This window comes from Arthrobacter sp. 01L42, from assembly GCF_056400005.1.
In genome coordinates, this window is record NZ_JBFTSL010000009.1 from 87277 (window position 1) to 111088 (window position 23812).

General features: G+C 68.4%; 19 protein-coding genes and 1 pseudogene. 8 read left to right on the plus strand and 12 right to left on the minus strand.

Features of this window, described 5'->3' with window-relative positions:
* Window positions 1–66 precede the first annotated feature (66 nt).
* The gene (locus tag AC1DN2_RS10100; RefSeq protein WP_476850222.1) at window positions 67–1413 is read left to right on the plus strand and encodes an alpha-hydroxy acid oxidase; all 1347 of its coding nucleotides are present in this window, start codon (window positions 67–69) and stop codon (window positions 1411–1413) included.
* Window positions 1414–1516: 103 nt separating this feature from the next.
* Here AC1DN2_RS10100 and AC1DN2_RS10105 read toward each other — a convergent pair whose 3' ends face one another.
* The gene (locus tag AC1DN2_RS10105) at window positions 1517–2092 is read right to left on the minus strand and encodes an ArsR/SmtB family transcription factor (protein ID WP_476850272.1); all 576 of its coding nucleotides are present in this window, start codon (window positions 2090–2092) and stop codon (window positions 1517–1519) included.
* An 81-nt stretch (window positions 2093–2173) separates the two neighbouring features.
* Window positions 2174–3397, minus strand: coding sequence for an acetoin utilization protein AcuC (locus tag AC1DN2_RS10110; protein WP_476850223.1), 1224 nt, complete (start codon window positions 3395–3397; stop codon window positions 2174–2176).
* Between the two features lie 118 nt (window positions 3398–3515).
* Here AC1DN2_RS10110 and AC1DN2_RS10115 point away from each other — a divergent pair, with 118 nt between their 5' ends.
* Entirely contained in the window at window positions 3516–4946 is a 1431-nt protein-coding gene (locus tag AC1DN2_RS10115) for a TrkH family potassium uptake protein (protein ID WP_223913623.1), read from the plus strand.
* Window positions 4947–4986: 40 nt separating this feature from the next.
* Window positions 4987–5625 carry a potassium channel family protein gene (locus AC1DN2_RS10120; RefSeq protein ID WP_374208249.1) on the plus strand — a complete coding sequence of 213 codons (639 nt, stop codon included), beginning with the start codon at window positions 4987–4989 and terminating at the stop codon, window positions 5623–5625.
* Window positions 5626–5710: 85 nt separating this feature from the next.
* Here AC1DN2_RS10120 and proC read toward each other — a convergent pair whose 3' ends face one another.
* The 7 genes from proC to AC1DN2_RS10155 all read right to left on the minus strand — a co-directional run bounded on the left by proC (window position 5711) and on the right by AC1DN2_RS10155 (window position 14122).
* Window positions 5711–6544, minus strand: coding sequence for a pyrroline-5-carboxylate reductase (gene proC, locus AC1DN2_RS10125; protein WP_476850224.1), 834 nt, complete (start codon window positions 6542–6544; stop codon window positions 5711–5713).
* A gap of 488 nt (window positions 6545–7032) precedes the next feature.
* Window positions 7033–8334, minus strand: coding sequence for an RNA polymerase sigma factor (locus tag AC1DN2_RS10130; protein ID WP_476850225.1), 1302 nt, complete (start codon window positions 8332–8334; stop codon window positions 7033–7035).
* Window positions 8335–8354: 20 nt separating this feature from the next.
* Window positions 8355–8696: a YciI family protein gene (locus tag AC1DN2_RS10135; RefSeq protein ID WP_028277719.1), complete on the minus strand. Its 342-nt coding sequence runs from the start codon at window positions 8694–8696 to the stop codon at window positions 8355–8357.
* Between the two features lie 114 nt (window positions 8697–8810).
* Window positions 8811–9815, minus strand: a complete 1005-nt coding sequence (locus tag AC1DN2_RS10140) for a Ppx/GppA family phosphatase (RefSeq protein ID WP_476850226.1) — start codon at window positions 9813–9815, stop codon at window positions 8811–8813.
* 92 nt (window positions 9816–9907) lie between these two features.
* On the minus strand, window positions 9908–10351 hold the full coding sequence (locus AC1DN2_RS10145; protein ID WP_476850227.1) for an SseB family protein: 444 nt from the start codon (window positions 10349–10351) through the stop codon (window positions 9908–9910).
* Between the two features lie 115 nt (window positions 10352–10466).
* Window positions 10467–13205 carry a type I DNA topoisomerase gene (topA, locus tag AC1DN2_RS10150; protein WP_476850228.1) on the minus strand — a complete coding sequence of 913 codons (2739 nt, stop codon included), beginning with the start codon at window positions 13203–13205 and terminating at the stop codon, window positions 10467–10469.
* Between the two features lie 215 nt (window positions 13206–13420).
* Window positions 13421–14122 (minus strand): ArsR/SmtB family transcription factor, encoded by a 702-nt coding sequence (locus AC1DN2_RS10155; protein ID WP_476850229.1) that lies wholly within the window; start codon window positions 14120–14122, stop codon window positions 13421–13423.
* 190 nt (window positions 14123–14312) lie between these two features.
* On the opposite strand from AC1DN2_RS10155, the pseudogene AC1DN2_RS10160 reads away from it, so the two are divergent.
* Window positions 14313–15467: pseudogene (locus AC1DN2_RS10160) on the plus strand (MFS transporter); the annotation flags it as partial.
* Window positions 15468–15578: 111 nt separating this feature from the next.
* Here AC1DN2_RS10160 and AC1DN2_RS10165 read toward each other — a convergent pair.
* Both AC1DN2_RS10165 and AC1DN2_RS10170 read right to left on the minus strand, forming a co-directional pair.
* Window positions 15579–17258 carry a DUF7059 domain-containing protein gene (locus AC1DN2_RS10165; protein WP_476850230.1) on the minus strand — a complete coding sequence of 560 codons (1680 nt, stop codon included), beginning with the start codon at window positions 17256–17258 and terminating at the stop codon, window positions 15579–15581.
* Between the two features lie 91 nt (window positions 17259–17349).
* Entirely contained in the window at window positions 17350–18129 is a 780-nt protein-coding gene (locus AC1DN2_RS10170) for a MerR family transcriptional regulator (RefSeq protein ID WP_476850231.1), read from the minus strand.
* Window positions 18130–18321: 192 nt separating this feature from the next.
* On the opposite strand from AC1DN2_RS10170, the gene AC1DN2_RS10175 reads away from it, so the two are divergent.
* Both AC1DN2_RS10175 and AC1DN2_RS10180 read left to right on the plus strand, forming a co-directional pair.
* The gene (locus AC1DN2_RS10175; RefSeq protein WP_223913613.1) at window positions 18322–18780 is read left to right on the plus strand and encodes a hypothetical protein; all 459 of its coding nucleotides are present in this window, start codon (window positions 18322–18324) and stop codon (window positions 18778–18780) included.
* A 110-nt stretch (window positions 18781–18890) separates the two neighbouring features.
* Complete coding sequence (locus tag AC1DN2_RS10180; protein WP_476850232.1) at window positions 18891–19436, plus strand: DUF6023 family protein; 546 nt, start codon at window positions 18891–18893, stop codon at window positions 19434–19436.
* 34 nt (window positions 19437–19470) lie between these two features.
* On the opposite strand, the gene trhO is transcribed toward AC1DN2_RS10180, so the two are convergent.
* The gene (gene trhO, locus AC1DN2_RS10185) at window positions 19471–20364 is read right to left on the minus strand and encodes an oxygen-dependent tRNA uridine(34) hydroxylase TrhO (protein WP_476850233.1); all 894 of its coding nucleotides are present in this window, start codon (window positions 20362–20364) and stop codon (window positions 19471–19473) included.
* A gap of 117 nt (window positions 20365–20481) precedes the next feature.
* Here trhO and AC1DN2_RS10190 point away from each other — a divergent pair, with 117 nt between their 5' ends.
* Window positions 20482–21174, plus strand: a complete 693-nt coding sequence (locus AC1DN2_RS10190) for a GNAT family N-acetyltransferase (RefSeq protein WP_476850234.1) — start codon at window positions 20482–20484, stop codon at window positions 21172–21174.
* 174 nt (window positions 21175–21348) lie between these two features.
* On the plus strand, window positions 21349–23775 hold the full coding sequence (locus AC1DN2_RS10195) for a DEAD/DEAH box helicase (RefSeq protein WP_476850235.1): 2427 nt from the start codon (window positions 21349–21351) through the stop codon (window positions 23773–23775).
* Window positions 23776–23812 lie beyond the last annotated feature (37 nt).

Sequence of the window (23812 nt, forward strand, 5' to 3'; positions counted from 1 at the left end):
CACACCGGCACCACCTAGAGTGTGAGGAAACCCAGCACAGCATCCGATCCGCAAATGGAGGCAGCCATGACGCACACCGTCCCGCCCGGCAACCCCGAGGCTCCGACCACTCCCGCGGCCACGGACCCTGGCCCTGCGGTGTCCGCATCCGGGCACCACACAGCCGCGGCCGCCGGCGGGCTCCCTGCCGCGTTGAAGCGCCGCGTGCCCAAGTACGCCGACCTTGCTCCCCTGATGCAGTTCAAGAAGCCGGAATTCAGCCGGGCCGCCAGGCTGCGCCGTGCCAGCACCATCTGGGACCTGCGGGACATGGCCAAGCGCCGCACGCCCCAGGCGCCCTTCGACTACACGGACGGCGCCGCCGAGGCCGAAATCTCCCTCCGCCGCGCCCGCCAGGCGTTCCTGGACATCGAATTCCGGCCCGGGGTCCTGCGGGACGTCTCCAGCATCGACCTCAGCACCGACATCCTGGGCGGGTCGTCCCGGCTCCCGGTGGGGATCGCGCCCACCGGCTTCACCCGGATGATGCAGTCCGAGGGCGAATACGCCGGTTCCCAGGCCGCCGCAGCCGCCGGCATTCCGTACACCCTCTCCACCATGGGCACGGCGTCCCTGGAGGACGTGGCCGCCGCCGCACCCACGGGCCGCAACTGGTTCCAGCTGTACCTGTGGACGGACCGGGAGCGTTCGCTGGAACTGATCCAACGTGCCGCCGCGGCGGGCAACGACACCCTCATGGTCACGGTGGACACCGCCGTCGCCGGCGCCAGGCTCCGCGACGTCCGCAACGGCATGACCATCCCGCCCGCCCTGACACTCAAGACCGTCCTGGATGCGTCCTACCGGCCCGCGTGGTGGTTCAACTTCCTCACCCACGAGCCGCTGACCTTCGCGTCGCTGTCCCGCTACACGGGCACGGTCGCGGACCTCATCAACTCCATGTTCGATCCCACCCTGACCTTTGCCGACCTCGACTGGCTGCGCGAGACGTGGAAGGGCAAGCTCGTGGTCAAGGGCATCCAGACGGTCGACGACGCCCGCAAGGTGGTGGACCATGGCGCGGACGGGATTGTGCTCTCCAACCACGGCGGCCGCCAGCTGGACCGGGCACCGATCCCGTTCCACCTGCTCCCCGAGGTCTCCGCGGCACTAAAGGCCGACCACAGCGACGCAGCGATCATCCTGGACACCGGCATCATGAACGGCGCGGACATCATCGCCGCCCTCGCCCTGGGCGCCGACTTCACGCTGATCGGCCGTGCCTACCTGTACGGGCTCATGGCCGGCGGTCGGGCCGGTGTGGACCGTGCCCTCCAAATCCTGGAGAAGGACATGGAACGCACCATGGCCCTGCTGGGCGTCAGCCGGGTCGCGGACCTCACCCCCGAGCACGTGCGGATCCTCCGCACCTAGCACCTCTGACAAGCCCCTGGCGCCCGAAAGATCGGCCAGGTGCCTTTGGGCGGAGCGGATGGCCGCGCGCATACCCAGGGCGGCATACGCGGGGCAGGAAAGCCTACTTCTTGCGGCCGAACTTGGGCAGGTTGGCCAGGAGATCGGCGGCCCTGGTGGCGGCCCGGCCCACGGTCCGCCCGATCTGCTGGGGCATCTTGTCTTCCCCCGCCGTTCCCACCGGGATGACGACGGCGGGGCTCAGCGGGCTGCCGGCAGGGCGGCCCGCCAGTGCTGCGGCGGGTTGCGCGGCGACCGGTTGTGGGACGGCTGGTTGCGGAACAGCGGCGGCGGCCAGACCTTCCGGGACGGCTGCGGGGACGGCTGCGGGGCCGGCTTCGGGGTGGAGGGCGGCGGCCGCGTCCGCCGTCGCGGCGGGGCCGACGTCGAACGCCTGCAGCCAGGTCGCGATCCCGGTGAGCGGCTTGGGGTTGAGCGTGTAATACCGCTTCTGGCCCTGGGCGCGCATGCTCACCAGGTCCGCTTCCCGCAGGACTTTGAGATGCTTGGAAATGGTGGGCTGGCTTGCTTCAAGCTCTTGGACCAGTTCCCCCACCGCTTTGTCCCCCTTGCGGAGGGCTATCAGAATGTCACGCCTGGTTGCCTCAGCAATGACGGCAAATACGTCGTCTGTCACCATGCCCTCCACACTAGCGACATATACGCCAGATGGCATCCACGAATTGTTGCGTTGGTGCAAGCCCCCAAGCCCGGCCCGGATTCAGTCGAACCAGGGGTCCAGTCCGTGCAGGGGAAACACTTCCTTGCGGGTGGCCATGATGGTGCGGTCCACCTCGTCGTTGGGGTCAAAACCCACTTCCCAGGACCGCCACCAGAGGTCCACGTCGTCGCCCATCGTCTCGGGGGGCTCCACGCCGAACCTGGCGCCATATTTGTCTTTGACGTAGTTGCGCCAATCCTCCGGAACCGGGGTGCGCAGCGGCACCGGGCGGCCGGCGGCGATGGCTATGAGGTGGCTCCAGGACCGCGGCACCACGCTGACCACGTTGTAGCCGCCGCCCCCGGTGGAAATCCACCGGTTCTCGCAGTAGCGTGCGGCGAGGTTTCCTATCGCCGTGGCGGCCTCGCGCTGGCCGTCCACACTGATGTTCAGGTGGGTGAGCGGGTCAAGCCGGTGCGAGTCGCAGCCGTGCTGGCTGACGATCACTTCCGGTTCGAACGCGCCAATGAGCTGGGGCACGACGGCGTGGAAGGCCCGCAGCCACCCGGCGTCGACGGTGCCGGCCGGGAGGGCGACGTTCACGGCGCTGCCCTGCGCGTTCGGTCCGCCGATCTCGTTGGCAAACCCGGTGCCCGGGAAGAGGGTCAGTCCGGATTCGTGCAGCGAAATGGTCAGGACGCGCGGATCGTCCCAGAAGATGCTTTGCGTGCCGTCGCCGTGGTGCGCATCGACGTCGACGTAGGCCACCCGCCGGACGCCGCCGTCGAGCAGCCGCTGGACCGCGAGGGCGGCGTCGTTGTAGATGCAAAAACCGCTCGCGCGGTCCCGGGAGGCGTGGTGCATCCCGCCGCCGAAGTTCACGGCCCGCACGGCGCTGCCGTCCAGGACAGCTGCGGCCGCCAGCAGGGAGCCGCCGGCCAGCCGGGCGCTGGCTTCGTGCATGCCGGCAAAGGCGGGGTCATCCTCGGTTCCGAGACCCCTGGCGTGGTCGGAGGTGTCCGGGTTTGCGCTCACGCGCCGCACGGCGGCCACAAACTCCGGGCTGTGGACCGCGCTCAGCTCCGCGTCGGTGGCGACGTCCGGAGCCGCTACCGTGACGTGGTCCAGATCCAGCAGTCCAAGGCTGCCGGCCAGCTTCGCTGTGAGCTCCATGCGCTCCGGCGCCATCGGGTGAGAGTGGCCAAAGTTGTAGGCAGTCATGGCTGGGGCCCACACCACCGTCGTTGGCAGCGCGGTCTGAGCGAGTCCGGGCAGGAATGTCATCAATCACAGGCTACCCGAGCCGTCCCCGGCTTCCCGCGCGCGCACGGGCGTTCCCCCGGCCATTACCCGGTGTTTAGTGGTTTACTACTTGGGGAAGAAGTTTCAACCGAGGAAGAACATGACGCAAAGCCAGTCGAGGTCCACGAGCCCGGCCAGCTGGCAGCCAGGCATGCCGGAGCGGGAAGGCCTGTGGATCTTCACACGCCTGCGCGACTTCATTGACAGCATCGCGAACAGCTCACCCGCCCGCCTGGCGCTCTCGGCGTTCGGCGTCGTGATTCTGGTCTTCACCGCTTTGCTCTCGCTGCCCATGGCTTCCGCGACGGGACAAGTCACACCACTGCATCAGGCGTTCTTCACCGCGGCGTCCGCTGTCTGCGTCACGGGACTGACCGTGGTCTCCACCGCTGTGCACTGGTCCTTCTTCGGCCAGCTCGTAATCCTGGTCGGCATTTTCGTGGGCGGCCTGGGCACCTTGACCCTCGCGTCGCTGCTGGCGCTCATGGTCAGCAAGAGACTCGGTGTCCGCGGCAAGCTGATCGCCCAGGAGGCCATGAATGCCGGCCGGCTTGGCGAAGTCGGTACGCTGCTCCGGATCGTGATTGTGACCTCCGTGGTGATCGAGGCCGCCCTGGCCGTGACCCTGATCCCCCGCTTCCTGGTCCTTGGGGAGGGCTTCCCGCAGGCCGTCTGGCACGGGGTCTTCTATGCCATTTCATCGTTCAACAACGCCGGATTCACGCCGCATTCGGACGGAATCGTGCCGTACGAAACCGATCTCTGGATCCTCGTCCCGTTGATGCTCGGGGTATTCCTGGGCAGCCTGGGCTTCCCGGTGGTCATGGTGCTGCACCAGAACGGGCTCCGGTGGAAGAAATGGAACCTCCACACCAAGCTGACCATCCAGGTGTCCTTCATTCTCCTGGCCGCCGGCACGGTCCTCTGGGGCTTCCTGGAGTGGGACAACCTGCGCACCATCGGGGACATGGACCTCGGCGACAAGATCACGCATGCGCTCTTTGCCTCAGTCATGTTGCGCTCCGGCGGCTTCAACCTCGTGGACCAGAACCACATGGAGTCCACCACCATGTTGCTCTCCGATGCCCTCATGTTCGCCGGCGGAGGTTCCGCATCCACGGCCGGCGGCATCAAGGTCACCACCATCGCCGTGATGTTCCTGGCGATCACCGCCGAGGCCCGCGGCGACGCGGACGTGAAGATCTACGGCCGCACCATCCCCGAGGGCACCATGCGCGTGGCCATCTCGGTGATCGTCGCCGGCGCCACCCTCGTCTCGGTCTCGGCCCTCCTGCTCCTGCATATCAGCCATGCATCCCTGGACCGGGTCCTGTTTGAAACCATTTCCGCCTTCGCCACCGTGGGCCTCAGCACCAACCTCAGTGCAGAGTTGCCGCCGGAGGGGGTCTACGTCCTCGCTTTGCTCATGTTCGCCGGGCGCGTCGGGACGGTCACCCTTGCCGCCGGCCTGGCCCTGCGCCAGCGCAGCCAGCTGTACCACTACCCGGAAGAGAGACCGATCATTGGCTAGTTCCTCAGGCGCCGTCAACCGCCCCGCACACAACGCCCCCGTGCTGGTGATCGGGCTGGGCCGTTTTGGTGCATCCACCGCAGAACAGCTGGTCAAGCAGGGCCGGGAGGTCCTGGCCATTGAACGCGACCGCGCCCTCGTCCAGAAGTGGGCGAGCGTCCTGACGCACGTGGTGGAAGCCGACGCCACCAACATCGATGCCCTCCGCCAGCTCGGCGCCCAGGAATTCAGTTCCGCCGTCGTGGGCGTGGGCACCTCGATCGAATCCTCGGTGCTGATCACGGTGAACCTCGTGGACCTGGGAATCGAACACCTCTGGGTCAAGGCGATCACGCCCTCGCACGGCAAGATCCTCACCCGCATCGGCGCCAACCATGTCATCTACCCGGAGGCCGACGCCGGTGTCCGCGCCGCGCACCTGGTCTCCGGGCGCATGCTGGACTTCATCGAGTTTGACGACGACTTCGCGATCGTCAAGATGTACCCGCCGCGCGAGACCGTGGGCTTCACCCTCGATGAGTCCAAAGTCCGGTCCAAGTACGGCGTCACGATTGTGGGCGTGAAGTCCCCGGGCGAGGACTTCACCTACGCGCGGCCGGAAACCAAGGTTTCCTCGCGGGACATGCTCATCGTTTCGGGCCACGTGGACCTGCTCGAACGGTTCGCTGCCCGCCCGTAGGCCGCAACCGGAGCCTGCGGCTCCAGGGCTGCGGCTCCAGGCCTGCGGCTCCAGGGCTGCGGCTCCGGGCCCCGCCCGGGCCGGCTCAGGCGAGCTGTCGGGTGATTTCCGCGGCGCGCTCAGCCGCCGCGCGGGCGCCGTCGGCAATGATGGCCGGCAGTCCGCGCTCGTCAAAGGTGGCGATGGCCCGTTCCGTGGTGCCGTTCGGGCTCGTGACCGCCTTGCGCAATGCGGCAGGATCCGCGCCGGGCTCAGCCAGCATGAAGCCCGCCCCGGCGACGGTCTCGCGGGCCAGCAACAGCGACAGCTCCGGGTCCAGGCCCAGTCGTGCCCCGGCCTCGGCCATGGCCTCCGCCAGGTAGAAGGCGTAGGCCGGGCCCGAGCCGCTGATCGCGGAGAGGGCGTCCACCTGCTCTTCCGGGATCTCCACGACCGTGCCGGCGGCTGCGAGGATGTCCTTGGCGCGCTGGAGCTGCCCGGCGGAGCAGCTGGTCCCGGGCGAGACGGAGACCACGCCGCGGCCCAGCTTCGCCGGCGTGTTCGGCATCGTGCGGATGACGGGCTGGCCGGCCGGCAGCGCCGCCTCCAGCTGCTCCAGTGACACGGCGGCCGCAACGCTGATGACGATCGTGCCCGGTGAAAGGGATCCGCTGATTTCCCGGGCCAGGTCCGCGATCCCCACGGGTTTGACGCCTAGGATCACGACGGCGGAGCCGGTGGCGGCCTGTTTATTGTTGTCCGGCTCTTCTTCGCCCGCGATGGCGGTGATCCCGGGGTGGCGCTGGGCCAGCTCGGCCGCGCGCCCGGCCCGGCGGACGGTTGCGACAATGTCGCCCGGGTCGACGCCGCCGTCGATCAGCCCCGCCATAATTGCCTCGTTCATTGACCCACAGCCCAGGAATGCGATTCGGTTGCTCATGTCCCCATCATTGCAGTCTGACGTGATTCCCAGCCAGCTCCCACCTTCAGCGCAGTCAGCGCACAACTTTGGAACCTAACGTTGTAACTACCTCATTGAGGGTGCGAGTGATGCAGCAGGCATGCGGATGCCTGCGCGGCACCGGTGGTTGCAGCGGGTTTTCCCATTTTCCCGCAGCGGGCCGCCGGTGCCTTTGCCGTTTAAAGCCCCCGCGGCGGAGCCGGCCACCATCCCGGGGACGCCGTCGGATTGCCAGCGAACACACAGGGAAAACTCGCTGCGCACCCATGATCGGCCATTACCTTGGAAAGTGCCTCAACAGGTGCGAGTGATGATAGCCGGTTCCCCCGGAGCCGGCGGTGCGCCGGGCGATTTGCAGCAGAGTTCCCCCAAGTCCTGCTCCAGATCGCCCGGCCCTACTCTTTTAACCGGCGCGAACGGGCCCGACACGGGGCGCGGCCCGGCCCAGGTTTCCAGCCGTCTGCTTTCTAACCGTCTGCGGCCCCGCCGAACACCGGGCTGCGGAGCTTGCCTTCCAGGAACCGGCGTTCCGCGGCGCTGCCGGCAAGCGCCAGCGCCCGCCTGTAGCCTTCGGCGGCCTCCGGATAGCGGCGCAGCCGCACCAGGAAGTCGGCGCGGACGGCGTGGAAGAGGTAGTAGGTGTCCAGTCCCAGGCCCTCGACCGCCGCCAGCCCGGCAACGGGCCCGTGGAGCTCTGCCAGGGCCACGGCGCGGTTCAGCGCCACGACAGGACCCGGCGCGACGGCCAGAAGCTGGTCATACAACTGCAGGATCTGCGCCCAGTCGGTGTCCCCGGCGGCCGCGGCGTCGCTGTGGACGGCGTTGATCGCCGCCTGGAGCTGATACGGTCCCGGCCGGTTCCGGCGCAGGCACCGGCGCACCAGCTCACGGCCTTCGTCGGCCAGGGCGCTGTCCCAGTGCCCCCGGTCCTGGGCCGCGAGCAGCACCAGTCCCCCGTCGGGCGTGAATCGCGCCGCGCGGCGGGACTCGATGAGCAGCATCAGCGCCAGCAGTCCCGCCGCTTCCGGCTCGTCCGGCATCAGCGACGCCAACAGCCTGCCGAGCCGGATGGCTTCCGTGCAGAGCTCCGTACGTTCCGGGCCGTCGGCGGGGCCCGCGGTGTAGCCCTCGTTGAAGATGAGGTAGACCACCGCCAGCACCGATTGCAGCCGTTCGGGCAGGTCGGCGCCCTGCGGGACCCGGTATGGGACTTTGGCATCCCGGATTTTCGCTTTGGCCCGGACCAGCCGCTGCGCCATGGTCGCTTCCGGGACCAGGAAGGCCCTGGCGATTTCCGCCGTCGTCAATCCACCCAGAAGCCGCAGCGTCAGCGCCACCTGGGCGGACCCGGCCAGGGCAGGATGGCAGCAGGTGAAAATCAGCCGCAAAGTATCGTCGTCCACGTCCTCGACCCCTGACTGTTCCGCCAGGAACTGCTCTTCGGCGGCCGGCGCGGGTCCGGCCCCGGACCGCGCCGCCGCGAGCAGGGCCGCCTGTGCGTGCTTGTCCTCGCGTGAGGCTTCCCGCCGCAGCCGGTCAATCGCCCGGTGCCGTGCCGTCGTGATGATCCAGCCAGCCGGGCTGGGCGGGATGCCGGCCGAGGGCCAGTGCTGGACCGCCGCGGCAAAAGCATCCTGGACGGCGTCCTCGGCAATATCGATGTTCCCGAACGTCCGCGTCAGAACGGCTACGGCGCGCCCGTACTCGCGCCGGAACACCCGGGCGATGTCCGCCTCGGTCGCTGCCTCATGTCCACGGCGCTCACCCACACCAGCACCCCCGACGGCGGCTAGTGCTGGAACGGACGGACTTCGACGGGAAGTGTGGTGGCGCCGGCCAGCTTCCTTGCCCAGCCAAGGGCCGCGTCCAGATCCTCGGCCTCGATCACGGTGAATCCGCCGAGGTGCTCCTTGCCTTCGGTGAACGGCCCGTCGGTCACCAGGATCTCGCCACCGTTGGGCCGCAGGACTGTCGCGGACTCCGCCGGGTGGAGACCCGCGGCGAACACCCAGGCCCCCGCCGCCTGCATTTCATGGTTCAGGGCCGCCAGGTCACGCATGATGGGTTCGAGGAACTCAGGGTCCGGGGCAGGGCCGTCCGGCTGGTAAATGCTGAGCAGGTACTGCGTCATTTCGGGTGCCTCCTTGTCGAATCGGCCGGCGCCGTGCCGGCCTCTCAGCACTTACACGATCGAGAACGCTCCGGATCGACACAGTCTCGACACCCGCCGCTGGCCCAAGCCGTCTCAGAGAGCCTTTTCCGGCGACTGAAGCCGCGCCGGCGGTTGCTCTGCCACGTGCGGCGGGGGATCGATCGGCCCCTCAAACACCAGCTGGTCCAGGCGGCGGAGGATGAGTCCTTCACGCAGGGCCCACGGGCAGGTCACCATGCTGTCGAACTTGAACATTTCCAGTGCCGCTTCCGCGACGAGGGCGCCGGCGAGGACCTGCGGCGCGCGGGCCTCGGAGACGCCGGGCAGGTGGAGCCTGTCCCCTATCTCCATGGCCGAGATCCGCTGCGCCCAGAGCCCGAGGTCGAGGGCCAGCAGCTCCCGCTTGACGTAGGGCCCGGCGCCGCTGGGGGCGGCCCCGGCAATCCTGGCGAGGGACCGGAAAGTTTTGGATGTGCCCGCGACGAGGTTGGGCGGGCCCAGCTTCTCGAATTTGCGCACCGCGGGTTTGAGCGTGGAGCGGATGTAGCGGCGCAGCTCCTTGATGCTCTTGGCCGAGGGCGGGTCCTCGGGCAGCCAGTCGCGCGTCAGCCGGCTGGCGCCGAGCGGAACGGACATCGCCAGCTCGGGCAGCTCGTCCTGTCCGAGGGCCATCTCGAAGGAGCCGCCGCCGATGTCCAGGTTCAGGATGGGCCCGGCACCCCAGCCGTACCAGCGCCGGACGGCGAAGAAGGTCATGGACGCCTCTTCGCTGCCCGTGAGCTCCCGGAGGGTGACGGTGGTTTCATGTTTGACGCGGGCCAGGACGTCAGCGCCGTTGGTGGCCTCGCGGATGGCCGAGGTGCAGAACGCGAGGAGGTCGTCGGCTTTGTGCTTGGCCGCGAATTCCCACGCCTCGAGGACGAACTCGACCAGTTCATGCTGCCCGTCGTCGTCGATGTTGCCGTCGTCGTCGAGGTACTGCACGAGCGACAGCCGCCGCTTATGCGAGGCGTAGGGGACCGGGCGGGCGCCGGGATGGGCGTCGACCAGCAGGAGATGGACAGTGTTGGACCCGATGTCGAGGACGCCTAGACGCATGCTGCCATTATTCCCCCCACGGAGCGGCCGGCCTAGCTGCGACGGCGGTATTCGCGAAGAATACCGCCGTCGCAGTCTGGCCGATGACGGGCCTAAGCCGGGTCGGCGGAGCCGTCAGCGGGCTCGTCCGTTGGCTTGAAGTCGCGGCGGATGTTGGCCACGCCCTCCGGGTCGATTTCAAAACCGTAGGCGGCGCCGGGGTTGATCACCATGCCGAGCTCGGCGCCGAGGTTACCGATGATCGCGGCGCCCTGCGTGCCCAGCACGTTCGGGGCGGCGGCGAGATACTGCTCGGTGACGCGGCTCGGGTGCGAGAAAACGGCCAGAACGGGCTTGCCGGAGGAGTTGGCGAGGACCAGCGGCTCCACCTGCGAGTCGGGGCCCTCGAGGGCGTCGGAGCTGACCACATAGACCTCGTTGTTGAGGAAGGCCAGGATCACGTCCACCGGGTTGGCGTCCGGCTGCTCCCCCCGGGCGAGCTGCTCCTCGAGTTCGTTCAGCGGCTGGTTGTCCAGGTGTGCGGGCTGTTCAGTCATATTCCTACTCGATCACGTCCACGGCCGGTCCGCAAACGCGAAATCGCCGGAAACCTGCGGATTTGCCGGTATTTTCCGGCGAATCGGCAGGTTTCCGGCGATTTCGGCGTGCTGCCTACTTCTTGGCCGGGGCCTTCCGTGCGGGCGCCTTGCGGGCCGTCGTCGTGCGCTTGACCGGGCCCTTGGCCCGCTTCTCCGCGAGGAGTTCGACGGCCTGTTCCCGGGTCAGCTCCTCGACCGAGGTGCTGCGCGGGACGGTGATGTTGGTGACGCCGTCGGTGATATACGGGCCGAACCGGCCTTCCTTCACCACGATGTTCTTCTCCGAGACCGGGTCCGGTCCGAATTCGGCCAGCGGCGGCACGGCGGCACGGGCGCCGCGCTGCTTGGGCTGCGAGTAGATCTCCAGCGCCGCCTCGAGCGTGATCGTGAAGATCTCCTCTTCGGAGCCGATGGAGCGGGAGTCCGTGCCCTTCTTCAGGTACGGGCCGAACCGGCCGTTCTGCACAGTGATCGGGTTGCCGTCGGCGTCCTGGCCAAGCACGCGGGGCAGGCTCATGAGCTGCAGCGCCTCGTCCAGCGTGATGGTGTCCACGCTCATGGACGCGAACAGGGACCCGGTGCGCGGCTTGGCCTTGACGGGCTTCTTCGGCGGCTTGGGCTTGCCGTTCTTGTAGTACTCAACGGGCTGGTTGGCCAGCTGTTCCTCGGTCATCTCCGGGATGATCTCGGTGACGTAGGCGCCGTAGCGGCCGTTCTTGGCCACGATCGTGTGCCCGGTGTGCGGGTCCGCGCCGAGGACGCGCTCCTCCGGGGCAGCGGTCTCCATGAGTTCAACGGCTTTGGCGGCCGTGAGCTCGTCCGGGGCCAGGTCCTCGGGGACGTTGGCGCGGGCCGCCTCAACCACTTCGCCGGTCTCGGGATCCACCGTCGCGGTGGAGCTTTCCAGGTACGGGCCGAACTTGCCGACCCGGAGGGTGATCGCGTCCGTGATGGGGATGGAGTTGATCTCGCGGGCATCGATCTCGCCGAGGTTGTTCACGATGCTCAGCAGGCCGGGCTCGGAGTCCTCGCCGAAGTAGAAGTGCTTGAGCCACGCGGGTCCGGCCGCCTGGCCGTTGGCGATCTTGTCCAGGTCCGCTTCCATGTCGGCCGTGAACTCGTAGTCCACGTAGTCGTGGAAGTGCTGTTCGAGCAGCCGGATCACGGAGAACGCGATCCAGCTCGGGACCAGCGCGGAGCCCTGCTTCCGGACGTAGCCGCGGTCCTGGATCGTGGAGATGGTGGAGGCATAGGTCGACGGGCGGCCGATGCCCTTCTTTTCCAGCTCCGCAGTCAGCGAGGCTTCGGTGTAGCGCGGCGGCGGCGAGGTTTCGTGGGCGACGGCGACAATGTCGCTGGCAGTGAGCGCGTCGTCCTTGGCCACGTTGGGCAGCCGGCGTGCTTCCTCGGATTCGTCGTCGCCGCGGCTTTCGTCCTTGCCTTCTTCGTAGGCGGCGAGGAAGCCGGGGAAGGTGATGACGGTGCCCGACGCCGAGAATTCGGCGTCGCGGCGGTCGGCCGGGTCACCAACGGTAACGGCGCCGAGGCGGATCGTGGCGGTGGAGCCCTTGGCATCAGCCATCTGCGAGGCGACCGTGCGCTTCCAGATGAGCTCGTAGAGGCGGAATTCGTCGCCGGAGAGCTGCTGGGCCACCTGGGCCGGGGTGCGGAAGGAGTCGCCGGCGGGACGGATGGCCTCGTGGGCTTCCTGCGCGTTCGCTGCCTTGCCGCTGTAGACCCGCGGCGACTGCGGCACGTACTCGGGGCCGTACAGCTCGGAGGCCTGGCGCCGGGCGGCCGTGACGGCCTCGTTGCTCAGAGCGGACGAGTCCGTACGCATATAGGTGATATAGCCGTTTTCGTAGAGCCGCTGGGCCACCTGCATCGTGCTCTTCGAGGAGAAGCGCAGCTTGCGGCCGGCCTCCTGCTGCAGGGTGGAGGTGGTGAACGGCGCCGCCGGGCGGCGGGTGTACGGCTTGGTGTCGACGGAGCGGACGCGGAAGTCGGCGTCCTGCAGCCCCGCCGCGAGCGAGGTGGCGAGTTCCTCGTTGAGGTGGACGGCGTTGCGGGAGGTGAGCTCGCCGTTGTCGTTGAAGTCCCGGCCGCTGGCGACCTTGGCGCCGTCGACGGCGGCGAGCTTGGCTTTGAAGGAGCCGGAACCGGCGCCGAACTGGCCGGTGAGGTCCCAGTAGGAGGCGGCCTTGAAGGCCATCCGCTCGCGTTCGCGGTCCACCACCATGCGGGTGACGACGGACTGCACACGGCCGGCGGAGAGGCCGCGGGCCACCTTGCGCCACAGCACCGGGGAGATCTCATAGCCGTAGAGCCGGTCCAGGACGCGCCGGGTCTCCTGGGCGTCCACCAGGTCCTGGTCGACATCGCGCAGGTTGTCCATGGCGCGGTGGATGGCTTCCTTGGTGATTTCACCGAAGGTCATCCGGTAGACGGGAACCTTGGGCTTGAGCACTTCCAGCAGGTGCCACGCGATGGCCTCGCCCTCGCGGTCCCCATCGGTTGCGAGATAGAGAGCGTCGGCGTCTTTGAGCTGCGCCTTGAGCTCGGCGACCTTCTTCTTCTTGTCCGAGGACACCACGTAGTAAGGCTTGAAGTCGTTGTCGATGTCGACGGCGAACTTGCCCAGCGGGGTCTTCTTCAGTTCCGCGGGGAGCTCCGAGGGCTGCGGGAGGTCGCGGATGTGACCGATGGAGGCCTCCACAATGAAGCCTTCGCCGAGGTACTTGGCGATGGTCTTGCTCTTGGCGGGAGACTCCACAATCACGAGTTTCTTGCCGGTTTTGGCCTTGCTTGGCACGGTGCTCCTACAGAAAAAGGTGGCTCGGGCAGATGCGCCCATACCCGCCTAGTTCACCATATTTTGCAGAATCCCGCGCATCCGGCCGGAAATGACGGCTCGGCGGATGCGGCTTCCGGCCGCAATAGGGCCACGTGCCGGCCGGCCCCTGAGCGCACTCCGGATGCGGTTCAGCGCTGTGCCCGCGACCGGTTCAGGCCTTCCCGGCGGCGGGCTCAGCCCTCCCCGGCGGCGGGCTTGACGGGGGCGGGTTTTGCGGCAGCGGGTTTTGCGGCGGCCGCCGGGCCGCGGTCGTCCGGAATCATCGACCACATCGTGGCCATGCGTTCGGCACCTTCGGGCAGGTGGTCCGGATCCTCCAGTTCGTAGTCCCGCAGCAGGTCGAAGATCCGCCGCGTCAGTTCGGCCCGCTGGTCCGGCGTCAGGTACAGCAGATTGCTGGCCAGTACTACCGAGGACGGCCCGTCGGCGGTGTCGCCGCTCTCGCGCCGGGCGTTGCGGGCCGTGGCGTAGGCACGGACCCGGCGGCGGTAGGCGTCGAGCTCGAGGTCCAGGACGGCGAGCTCGGGGCTGGCCACTCCCCCCAGCGAGTGGATGGTGAAATCTGTACCGGCGGCCTGCCAGCGCCGCTCCCGGGCATCCCCCGCGGTGGCGGCGGGAATCACGATGCCCCACTTCTGCAGTGCCCGCAGGTGGTAGCTCATGGCACTGGGAGTCAGCCCGGTCTGCGCGGCAAGCTCGGTGGCCGTCCGGCTCACCTGCGTGGAATACAGCTCGGAAATGACCTCCAGCCGGGCGGCGTGGGCCAAGGCACGGATCGCCTTCGGGTCGGTGATTTCCACTTGCTTCTCCGGACGGTGCCGGCGCCTGGTGGCCGGCGGAGCCATTGACTCCGCCGTCGGGGTTTCTGCGTTCACTCCTCCAGTGTATCCAGCCCCGCCAAACTATGAAAGAAATGCTTGACATTTGTTTTGCCGCCGGACTAGGTTCCTTTTTATGAAACATACACTTCATAAATTGCCGGCATCCGCAGCCGGCGTGCCGCCCCTGTGGCGCAACCGCGACTTCCTGATTGCCGGCACCGCCCGGTTCGTGGCGACGGCGGGGATGGGCGCCGTCGTCGTCAGCGTGATGCTGCATCTGCAGAACGCGGCCGCCGCCGGCGAAACTCCTGTCGCCGGGCCCTGGCTCGTGGCCGCGTACCTGCTGTGCTCAGCGCTGCCGCTGGTCCTCCTGGCCCCGTGGGCCGGCCGGCTCGCCGACACCATGGATTCGCGCACGCTGGCGACGGCGAGTTCGGCGGTCAGCGCCGCCGCCGTCGCCGGCATGGGGCTTGGCATGCAGTACCTGGAGAACTATCTGCCCGTGCTGTTTGCCATGACGTTCCTGCTCGACGCGGCCCAGTCCGTGGCCAGCCCCACCTGGCAGGCCCTGCTGCCGCGGATCGTCGGAGAGGACCGCACCCCCGGGGCCATGGGGACCATGCAGGCGACCATCATGATCGCGGGGATGGCAGGACCCGCCGCGGGCGGCCTGCTCAGCGGCTGGCGCGGGACCGGGCTGGTGTTCACCGTGGCCAGCGGCTGCTACGTCGCCATGGGGCTGGGCGCGCTGCTGATCCGCACCCGGCGCGGCACGGCGGCCGAACGTGCCGGCCAGGCGAAGCCCGCGCTGCTGGACGGGCTGCGCCTGATCCGCCGGGACAGCCTGGTCTGGGCCCTGGTCCTGGGGGCGATGTTCTTCATCGTCGTCGGCGAAGCCACCAACGTGCTCGAGGTGTTCCTGGCCCGCAACGAGCTTGGCGCCACCGAAATCCAGTACGGCCTCCTGTCCGCGGCCTTCGGCCTCGGCATGGCGGCCGGGGCCGCGATGGCCGGCAGGATCAGGACGCCGCGGGTCCGCCTGCGCGTGCTGCTGGCCGCCATGACCGGAGCCTCGGCGTGCCTGGTCCTCACCGGGATGGTCCCGAGCGTGGAACTGCTTTTTGCGGCCTACACAGGGACGGGAGTGGCCTGCGGCGTCCTGAACGCCTGTTTCGGGGCCATCGCGATCCTGCGGATTCCGGAAAGCGGGCGCGGCCAGGCGATGGCGATTGTCGGCGGGATGACGCGTGCCGTCTCCATTGGCGCGCTGGCCCTGGGCGGTCTCCTGGGCGCCCTGGTGCCGGTCCGCGTCAGCTTCGTGCTCACCGGCGCCGTCGGGGCCCTGGTGGCCCTCGCCCTCACGGCGTACGTCCTGCCGCGGTTCGGCCGGGAGGACTCCGCCGCCAACACTCCAGCGGCGGCCAAGGCAGCGGCCGGGGCCGCGGCGGACGCGGCGTTGCCGGCCAAGGCCGCGTCCGAACCGTTGTTGGCGGGCGCGGCCGCGACGGTATCAGGCAGGCAGCAGGAAGCCGTCGCGGACGAGGTTCCCGACTTCCTCGAGCAGGCCGGCGCGGAACTCCGCGCTGTCAAACCCCTCGTAGCCGCCCAGCAGCGCATCGAGGGCGCCGATGATCTGCCCGACGGACAGGTCGCCGTCGCACGCTGAGACCAGGCCCGCCAGCTCGGTACTGAGCAGGTTGGTGCGGCGCAGCCCGGCACCCTGCCGCAGCAGGATGACGCCGGGGTGTTCCGCACCGGGGCGCTGGTGCCGTTCTTCGGTGACGTCCTCCGCGACCAGCAGGTGGGCGGCGGCCAGATCATGGCCGGCCAGCCAGTCGGCACGCTCGACGGCGGCGCCCAGGTGTGGCCCTACCGGCTGCTCGATCGGGTAGGTGATCTCCTCGAAGCGCGACAGCACCCGCCCGGCGCCGTCGGCAGGCCTTCGCAGCCAGATCATGCCGAAGCCGATTCCGGCCACATTGCGCGAGGCGAAGTCGTCCAGGTAGGCCGCGTACGAGTCCTCGTAGAGCCGGCGGTCGCGGCTTTCCGAGGCGTCCTGCAGCCAGGTCTCGGCGTACTGCTCGGGGCCCACCTGCTCGCGCTGGATGAACCAGACGTCGGTGGCCGGGCCGGCCCAGCTCTGGGGCCGGTCGGCCCAGCCGGCGCCGGCCGTGATCTCCCAGTTGCCCAGAAGCTGGGCCGTTCCGCCCGGGGCAAGGACCGAGGGCAGCACACGGACCAGCGAGGACACAATCTCGTCCCCCGGCAGGCCGCCGTCGCGGTACGTGAACTGGTCCGTGGCGGTCTCGCCCAGGCTGCGGGGGGTGATGACGAAGGGCGGGTTGGAGACCACCAGCTCGAACTCCTGCCCCGCGACGGGGTCCAGCAGGGATCCGAGCCTCAGGCTGACGCGGGCGTCAAGGTCGGCCGGGTCCAGGTGCAGCTCGGCGGCGTTGAGCAGCAGGTTGAACCGGGTAAACGCCAAGGCGCGTTCGGAGATGTCCGTGGCTGTCACGTGCTCGGCGTGGTGCAGCAGGTGGAAGGTCTGGATCCCGCAGCCGGTGCCGAGATCGAGGGCCTTGGCAACATGGCGGCGGGCGGTGACCTGGACCAGGGTGGTGGAGGCCTGCCCAATCCCCAGGACATGGTCGTGACGAAGAACGCCGGCGCGCTGGTGGGCCGCGAGGTCGCTGGCCACCCAGAGGTCTGCTCCGCCGGCGCTGGTCCCGTCTTCCCCCACTGTCGGGTCCCAGCCGTACGGCCTGAGGTCCACCCCGGCCTGGACCAGGTCCCCGCCCGCAGGCTCCACGAGCCCAAGTTCCACCAGCCCCTTGGTACGGATGCCGGGGAGGGCCGCGTCGAGCGTCGCCGCGGGCTGCGGCTCGGACAGAAGCCAGAGACGCACGACGACGGCGAGCGCCGCCGCCGCCGGCTCCCCGAGGGAACGCCCGGTGACGATCAGGGCCGGGATGAGCTGGTCCCGGCCCAGGGCCGAGTGCGCGGCCTCGCCGAGCAGCTCCGCAACCCCGTCCACGGTGTAGCCAATCGCACGCAGGTCCGCGGCCAGGGCCTCGAGGAGGCCGGCGAGGTCGCTGCGCGGAGCGTCCGGGGTGTTGCCGGCCGTGAACGGGGCTGCGGGAGCCTGCGTTGAACGGGAGGGTGCGGCGGGGCCTTGCGCTGAGGAAGTCACCGGACAAGTTTAGTCCGGGGGCCGGGCCCGGGGGTGGGACCTGGGTTGGCCCCGTCAGCGCCGGGGCTGGGCTTGGGGCGTGCGGGTCCGGCTAGAGCTCGTTCTCGGCATAGATTTTCAGCGCGTCCCGGACGAAGGCGGCGCCGTCCTCACCGCCGTAGTTGGCGGCGAACCTGGGATCGGCCACGTACATCTCGCCGAGCCCCGTCACGTACCCCTTGATGCCACCACCTGCCGCCGGGCTGCCGCCCGCTGCGGGTGACGCCGGCGTGCCGGGGATTCCCCTGAGCCATTGGACGTGGCGCCGGGCCAGGTCCTGCGCCTGCGCGCTGTCCGCCGGGACTCCCGACGCCGCAGCAGCCGTCCACTCGGCACCGAGCTGCCGGGACTGTTCCGTCCAGGCAGCCTTCTCCCCGGCCCCCATGCTGCGCCACCAGGCGTCGGACTTTGCATAGGCGTCCTTGCCCCACCGCTGCTGGACTTCCTCCTGGTACTTGGTGTGGTCGAAACCGTCGAACATTTCCTCCGCCATGATCTTTCCTCCCGTTTGCAATGCCTCAATGGTGTGACGGACCGCGGCAATCTGCCGCCCCAGCCTGTCCTGTTCCTGCAGCAGCCACGCCAGGTGCCGGCCCAGTGCATGCTCCGCGTCCGCCTCGTTGCCGAGCACGTCCGCGATCGCCGGCAGCCCGAGCCCCAGGTCGCGCAGGAGCAGGATCCGCTGCAGACGGACCAGGGATTCCTGGCCGTAGTACCGGTAGCCGTTGTTGCCGGTGCGGCTCGGCCTGAGCAGGCCAATGTCGTCGTAGTGACGCAAAGTCCGGCCGGTGGTGCCGGCCAATTTCGCGACCTGCTGAACGGACCAGTCCATGCCTCCACCCTTCTGCTCCTTCGAGGCCCGCGTTCCTCGGACCCCCCGCTGTTACCGTGCCGACCGGCTGCTGCCGGCCGTCGCTTCGACTCTAAACTTTGACGCAGCGTCAAAGTCAAGGGCCCGCAGGGAGAGGGTGCCCGGGACGTCGGCGCGGCCGGAGGGGAGCCTTCGAGACGGTAAGTTTGAGGCATGGTTTTCCCTTCCTCCCACGTCCCGGCCGCCCGCCTGGCAAGGCGGACGCTCAGCGGCGTGGCCGCCGCCGTCGTCGTACTGGCTGCAGCGGCATGTTCCCCGGCCGGTTCGATTGAGGGCGCCGATGTCCCGGCGTGGAAGGCCACCGCGCTGCCCTCCGCCCCGGGAACAGTGCTGGAGGATGCCGGAAAAATCCTGAACCGGGATCCGATCGTCCGGACCGCGTCCGGCGTGCCCGCCGGCACCTACACCTTGACCATGACCTGCGACGGCGGCGGGAAGGCGTTCTTCGCCGTGAGCCTGGACGGCAGCCAGCTCGCCGAAGCCGGAGCCGCCTGCAACGGCAGCCGCGAAACCGCCCGCATCAAAGTGCCCGCCGCGGGCAAGGTCACGCTCAGCACATCCAGTGTGGATGCCCCGCTTCTCTACGCGTACCACCTGGCGTCGTCCGAGTAGCACCCGCCGCAGCCCGGTTCGTGGCGTCCGGCCCGGCGCCCCGTGGACGCCTGTCCGACCCGGACCTTTGGCCTCTGGCGTTTGATTCCGGGCCGCCCTAATCTCAGGGTATGCCAACTGTGCCGGCGAGCAGGGTGCCGCGACGGCGCACCCCGGCGGCCGCCGTGGTGCTTTCAGTTGCGGTATTTCTCGGGGCAGTCCTGTCCGGCTGCGCCTATGAATACAGCGCCGACCACTGGGACGATGAATCGACCTCCGCTGCCCCTCCGCCGACCACTGACGCCGCCCTGCCCCAGGACCCCCATCTCAACGAGCCGGTGACGGGCGAGGAGCTGGATGACTGGGTCGATGCCGTACTGCCCGACGCCGAGGGGCAGGTCTTCCAGACGGGTTTCGGGACGCTGGAGGCGGACGAGGAGCGCAAAGAGACTACAGCCCAGCTGCCCAAGGGTACTTACGCCCTGACCCTGGCCTGCCGGAGCACCCGCCGCGTGTCCTTTTCCATCGAGAACGGTGAGAACGAACTCGTGGACCTGAGTCTCCGGTGCGGGACGTCCAGGGTGAACGTGGTGCAACTGGCCGCAGATGCGTCGCTCTCCATCAAAGTGGATGCGAACGCACCGGCAAACTTCGCGTTCCGGGTGAGCCGCATCTGAGGGTTCCCGGCCGGCCAAATGTCCGGCTCGCGCCTCAGGCGGCGCAGCCCTCGGGGCATCGCAGGGTGTCGGGGCTCGCGGCGCACCCGGCGCAATAGAGCGTCAGGGTCCGGCAGGACGGATTCGAGCAGTTTTCGAACTTGCTCGTGGGTGCCGAGCAGCGGACGCACTCGCCGATCGTCTTGGCGTCCCCGCTGAACTCGACGTGCATGCGCTTGTCGAACACATACAGTGAGCCCTCCCACAGGCCCTGGTCCTTGAAGGCCTCGCCGTAGCGGACAATGCCGCCGTCGAGCTGGTAGACCTCCTTGAACCCGCGGTTCACCATGAGGCTCGACAGCACCTCGCAGCGGATGCCGCCGGTGCAGTAGGTGACAACCGGTTTGTCCTTGAGGGCGTCGTATTTGCCGGAGTCGAGTTCCTTGATGAAGTCGTGGGTGGTGGCGACATCGGGAACGACGGCGTCCTTGAACTTGCCGATCTGGGCCTCGAACCCGTTCCGGCCGTCGAAGAACACGACTTCGTCGCCCTGCTGTTTCTTGGCTTCAATGAGTTCGTGGAGTTCCTTGGGTTTGAGGTGGGTTCCGCCGCCCACCACTCCGCCGGCGTCGACTTTGAGTTCGCCCGGGGCGCCGAAGGAGACGATTTCGTCCCGCACCTTGACGCTGAGCCGCGGGAAGTCCGCCGCGCCGCCATCGGACCACTTCACGTCGATGCCCTGGAAGCCCTTGTACTCGCGCGTGGTTTTGACGTACTGCTTCACGGCGTTCAGTTCTCCGCCGACCGTGGCGTTGATGCCGTCCCTGGAAAGGATGATGCGGCCGGTTAGTCCGAGTTTTTCGCACAGGGCGCGCTGCCAGAGCCGGACGGCGTCCGGGTCCGGCAGGGGGGTGAATCCGTAAAAGAGCACAATCCTGTTCAAAGCCACGCTTTTAAGGGTACTTGCTGGGGCGGGCGGCCGGGCGACAGTCACAATTGGATAAGCAAGCGGCTTCCCCCGACCCGGCCCCTGTTGCTTGTGGCACTGCTGGAATACGCTCATCACATGAGTCTTGACGCCATGGTTGAAGACACCACTCACCTGCTGGAAATCTGGGTTGCCGGATGGGCCGGCTGCCGCGGATATGAGACGCGCAGGGAGGGCAGGTTCCCCGCGGCCTTTCGCGGTGACACCACCCACGAATGGGAGTACTTCGCCTACGATCCGTCCGACGCGGAGTTCGAGGCGCTGGCGGCAAAGACGGCCGAAGCGCCGGCCCGGGTCCTCACCATCCTCACCAACGATGTGGCCCGATTCACCATGCTGGGGCAGCGGAATGGGCTGCATGTCACCTCGGCCTCCCAAACCATGATGATCGTGGACATGGAGACCCAGGATTCGGAGGACCCCTGGCTTTCGGATGACGACCTCAGGCTCGAGACGTCCCGGACCGACGGCGTCCACCACGCGGTGGTCAGCGCCGGCGAGGACGTCGCCGCGAGCGGACGCGTGTTTGTGGTGGGACATACCGCCATCTTCGACAACATCGTGACGTCAGAGGCTTACCAGCGGCGGGGGCTGGGCAGCTTCATCATGAAGGCCCTGGCAGCCCAGGCGTTCGAACACGACGTCGACTCCGGGCTGCTGCTCGCCTCGCTGGACGGCCAAAAACTCTATTCGCACCTCGGCTGGCGCGAGGTGTGCCACGTCCTGATGTTGTCGACGTCAGACGAAGGGGCCGACCTGTCAGTGGGCTGAGGCGCCGCGAGCGCCGGCCGTCCGGCGGGCCCGCGCCCGGGGCAACGCGTTTGCCGGGCAGCCGCGCCGAAGCCGCCGTGCCGAACCCGCGGCGCTGCCGGGCTGTCTGCCGGGCTGCGTGCCGGGCTGCGTGCCGGGCATGGGCGATTTGAGGGCGGATGAAAGAATATGTGAGTGAACCCGCATGAGTCCTTGATTCCGTTGCTGGGCCGAGGTCCGGACCCGGAACAGCTGCGTCATGTGCGGACGATCCCCGCCCGCCAGGCCGTCAATGCGCCGTGGCCGCAGTGGTCGCACCCGGATCTCGTGGCAGCCTACGGTTCCCTGGGCATCCACGAGCCCTACCTTCACCAGGTCCGCGCCGCCGAACTGGCCCACGGCGGAGAGAACGTGGTCATCGCCACCGGCACCGCGTCCGGCAAGTCCCTGGCGTATCAGCTGCCGGCCCTGGACGCGATCCACCGTTCCGAGCTCAGGGTCCTGTCCGATCCCGGGAAAATCCACGACGACGGGGCCGTGACCCTCTACCTGTCCCCGACCAAGGCGCTTGCCGCCGACCAGCTCGCAGCGATCAGGGCACTGAAGCTCCCCACAGTCCGGGCCGAAACCTACGACGGCGACACCGATCCCGCGTCCAGGCGCTGGATCCGGGACCACGCGAACTTCATCCTCGCCAACCCGGACATGCTGCACTTCGGCATTCTCCCGAACCATGCCTGGTGGGCCAGGTTCTTCCGGCGCCTCCGCTACGTGATCGTGGACGAAGCCCACAGCTACCGCGGCGTCTTCGGCTCCCATGTGGCAAACCTCATGCGCCGGCTGCGTCGGATCTGTGCCTACTACAGCCCGGGCGGCTCGCATCCCGGACCGGTGTTCATCGCGGCGTCCGCCACGGCGTCTGAACCCGGGCAGTCCTTCGGCCAGCTGATCGGCGCGCCCGTGCGGGCCGTTTCCGAAGACAGTTCGCCCCACGGGTCCACGACGGTGGCGTTTTGGGAGCCGGCACTGACCGAACTCCGGGGCGAAAACGGTGCCAAGGAGCGCCGGACGGCAGTCGCCGAGACCGCCGACCTGCTGGCCAACCTGGTGTCCTCCCGGACCAGGACCATTGCGTTCATCAAGTCCAGGCGCGGGGCAGAGTCGATTTCCTCCATCGCCAAACGCCTCCTCGACGAGGTGGATCCCAGCCTGCCGCAGCGTGTGGCCGCGTACCGCTCGGGCTACCTGCCGGAGGAGCGGCGGGCCCTGGAAAAGGCGCTGCGCTCCGGTGAACTGTTGGGCGTCTCGAGCACGTCCGCGCTGGAGCTGGGCATTGACATTTCCGGTCTCGATGCAGTCCTGGTCGCAGGCTGGCCGGGCACCCGCGCGTCGTTGTTCCAGCAGATCGGCCGCGCGGGCCGCGCCGGCCAGGACGCGATCGCGGCCTTCGTGGCCAGCGACGACCCGCTGGACACCTACTTGGTGAACCACCCCGAGGCGATTTTCGACGTGTCGGTGGAGGCCACGGTCTTCGATCCCTCCAATCCATACGTTCTGGGCCCCCACCTGTGCGCCGCCGCCGCGGAACTGCCCCTCGGGTTCGCCGAACTGGAGCTCTTCGGGGCCACCGCTGAGAAGCTGCTGGACCGCCTGGTCCTGCAGGGCTACCTGCGCAAACGGCCGGCAGGATGGTTTTGGACCCATCCGCAAAATGCCGCAGCCATGGTGAACCTCCGGGCCGACGGCGGAGGTCCGGTGAGCATAGTGGACGCGGAGACGGGCTCCTTGCTCGGCACCATGGATTCGCCGCAGACCCATTACCAGGCCCACACAGGGGCCATCTATGTCCACCAGGGCGACAGCTACGTGGTCGAAGACCTGAATGAGGACGATCACTGTGTGGTGGTGCGGCGGGCGAACCCGGACTACTACACGACCGCCCGGGACGTGACCCAGATCGAGGTCCTTGAAACGCAGCGCACCACCCAATGGGGCGATGTGGCCGTGCATTTCGGCGATGTGAAAGTGACAACACAGGTGGTCTCCTTCCAGCGCAAGGCGCTAATTTCGAACGAGATCCTCGGCGAAGAACCCTTGGAATTGGCCGCCAGGGACCTGTTTACCAAGGCGGTCTGGTTTGTCATGGACAACCGCTCGCTGACCGGCGCTGGGCTGATCGAGGCACAGTTCCCCGGAGCGCTGCATGCTGCCGAGCACGCGGCCATCGGACTCCTTCCGCTGGTGGCCTCCAGCGACCGCTGGGACATCGGCGGAGTGTCCACGGCCATCCACGCCGACACCGGAGTGCCCACCATCTTTGTCTACGATGGCCATCCCGGCGGGGCCGGCTTCGCCGAACGCGGCTACGACAAGGCGAGGTTGTGGCTGACCGCCACGCGCGACGCCATCAAGGCCTGCGAATGCGAGTCCGGCTGCCCCTCCTGCGTCCAGTCACCCAAGTGCGGCAACAAGAACAACCCGCTCGACAAGGACGCTGCCGTCACACTGATCGATGTGCTGCTCCAAGACGCCACCGACCTCATGCACGCCGGCAATCCCGGAACAACGGCCGCCGCGGCCGGGACCCCGGACGATCAGCCCGCCCAGCCGCTCCGCGCCTGACCACGTCTCAGCGGCCGGTTCGTGGGCGGCGACCGGC

Bases quoted from the DNA above. Each gene is read 5' to 3' on its own strand.
- AC1DN2_RS10100 (WP_476850222.1), top strand. From the start codon at position 67: ATGACGCACACCGTCCCGCCCGGCAACCCCGAGGCTCCGACCACTCCC.
- AC1DN2_RS10105 (WP_476850272.1), bottom strand. From the start codon at position 2,092: ATGGTGACAGACGACGTATTTGCCGTCATTGCTGAGGCAACCAGGCGT.
- AC1DN2_RS10110 (WP_476850223.1), bottom strand. From the start codon at position 3,397: ATGACATTCCTGCCCGGACTCGCTCAGACCGCGCTGCCAACGACGGTG.
- AC1DN2_RS10115 (WP_223913623.1), top strand. From the start codon at position 3,516: ATGACGCAAAGCCAGTCGAGGTCCACGAGCCCGGCCAGCTGGCAGCCA.
- proC (WP_476850224.1), bottom strand. From the start codon at position 6,544: ATGAGCAACCGAATCGCATTCCTGGGCTGTGGGTCAATGAACGAGGCA.
- AC1DN2_RS10135 (WP_028277719.1), bottom strand. From the start codon at position 8,696: ATGACGCAGTACCTGCTCAGCATTTACCAGCCGGACGGCCCTGCCCCG.
- AC1DN2_RS10140 (WP_476850226.1), bottom strand. From the start codon at position 9,815: ATGCGTCTAGGCGTCCTCGACATCGGGTCCAACACTGTCCATCTCCTG.
- AC1DN2_RS10145 (WP_476850227.1), bottom strand. From the start codon at position 10,351: ATGACTGAACAGCCCGCACACCTGGACAACCAGCCGCTGAACGAACTC.
- AC1DN2_RS10170 (WP_476850231.1), bottom strand. From the start codon at position 18,129: ATGGACTGGTCCGTTCAGCAGGTCGCGAAATTGGCCGGCACCACCGGC.
- AC1DN2_RS10175 (WP_223913613.1), top strand. From the start codon at position 18,322: ATGGTTTTCCCTTCCTCCCACGTCCCGGCCGCCCGCCTGGCAAGGCGG.
- AC1DN2_RS10180 (WP_476850232.1), top strand. From the start codon at position 18,891: ATGCCAACTGTGCCGGCGAGCAGGGTGCCGCGACGGCGCACCCCGGCG.
- AC1DN2_RS10190 (WP_476850234.1), top strand. From the start codon at position 20,482: ATGAGTCTTGACGCCATGGTTGAAGACACCACTCACCTGCTGGAAATC.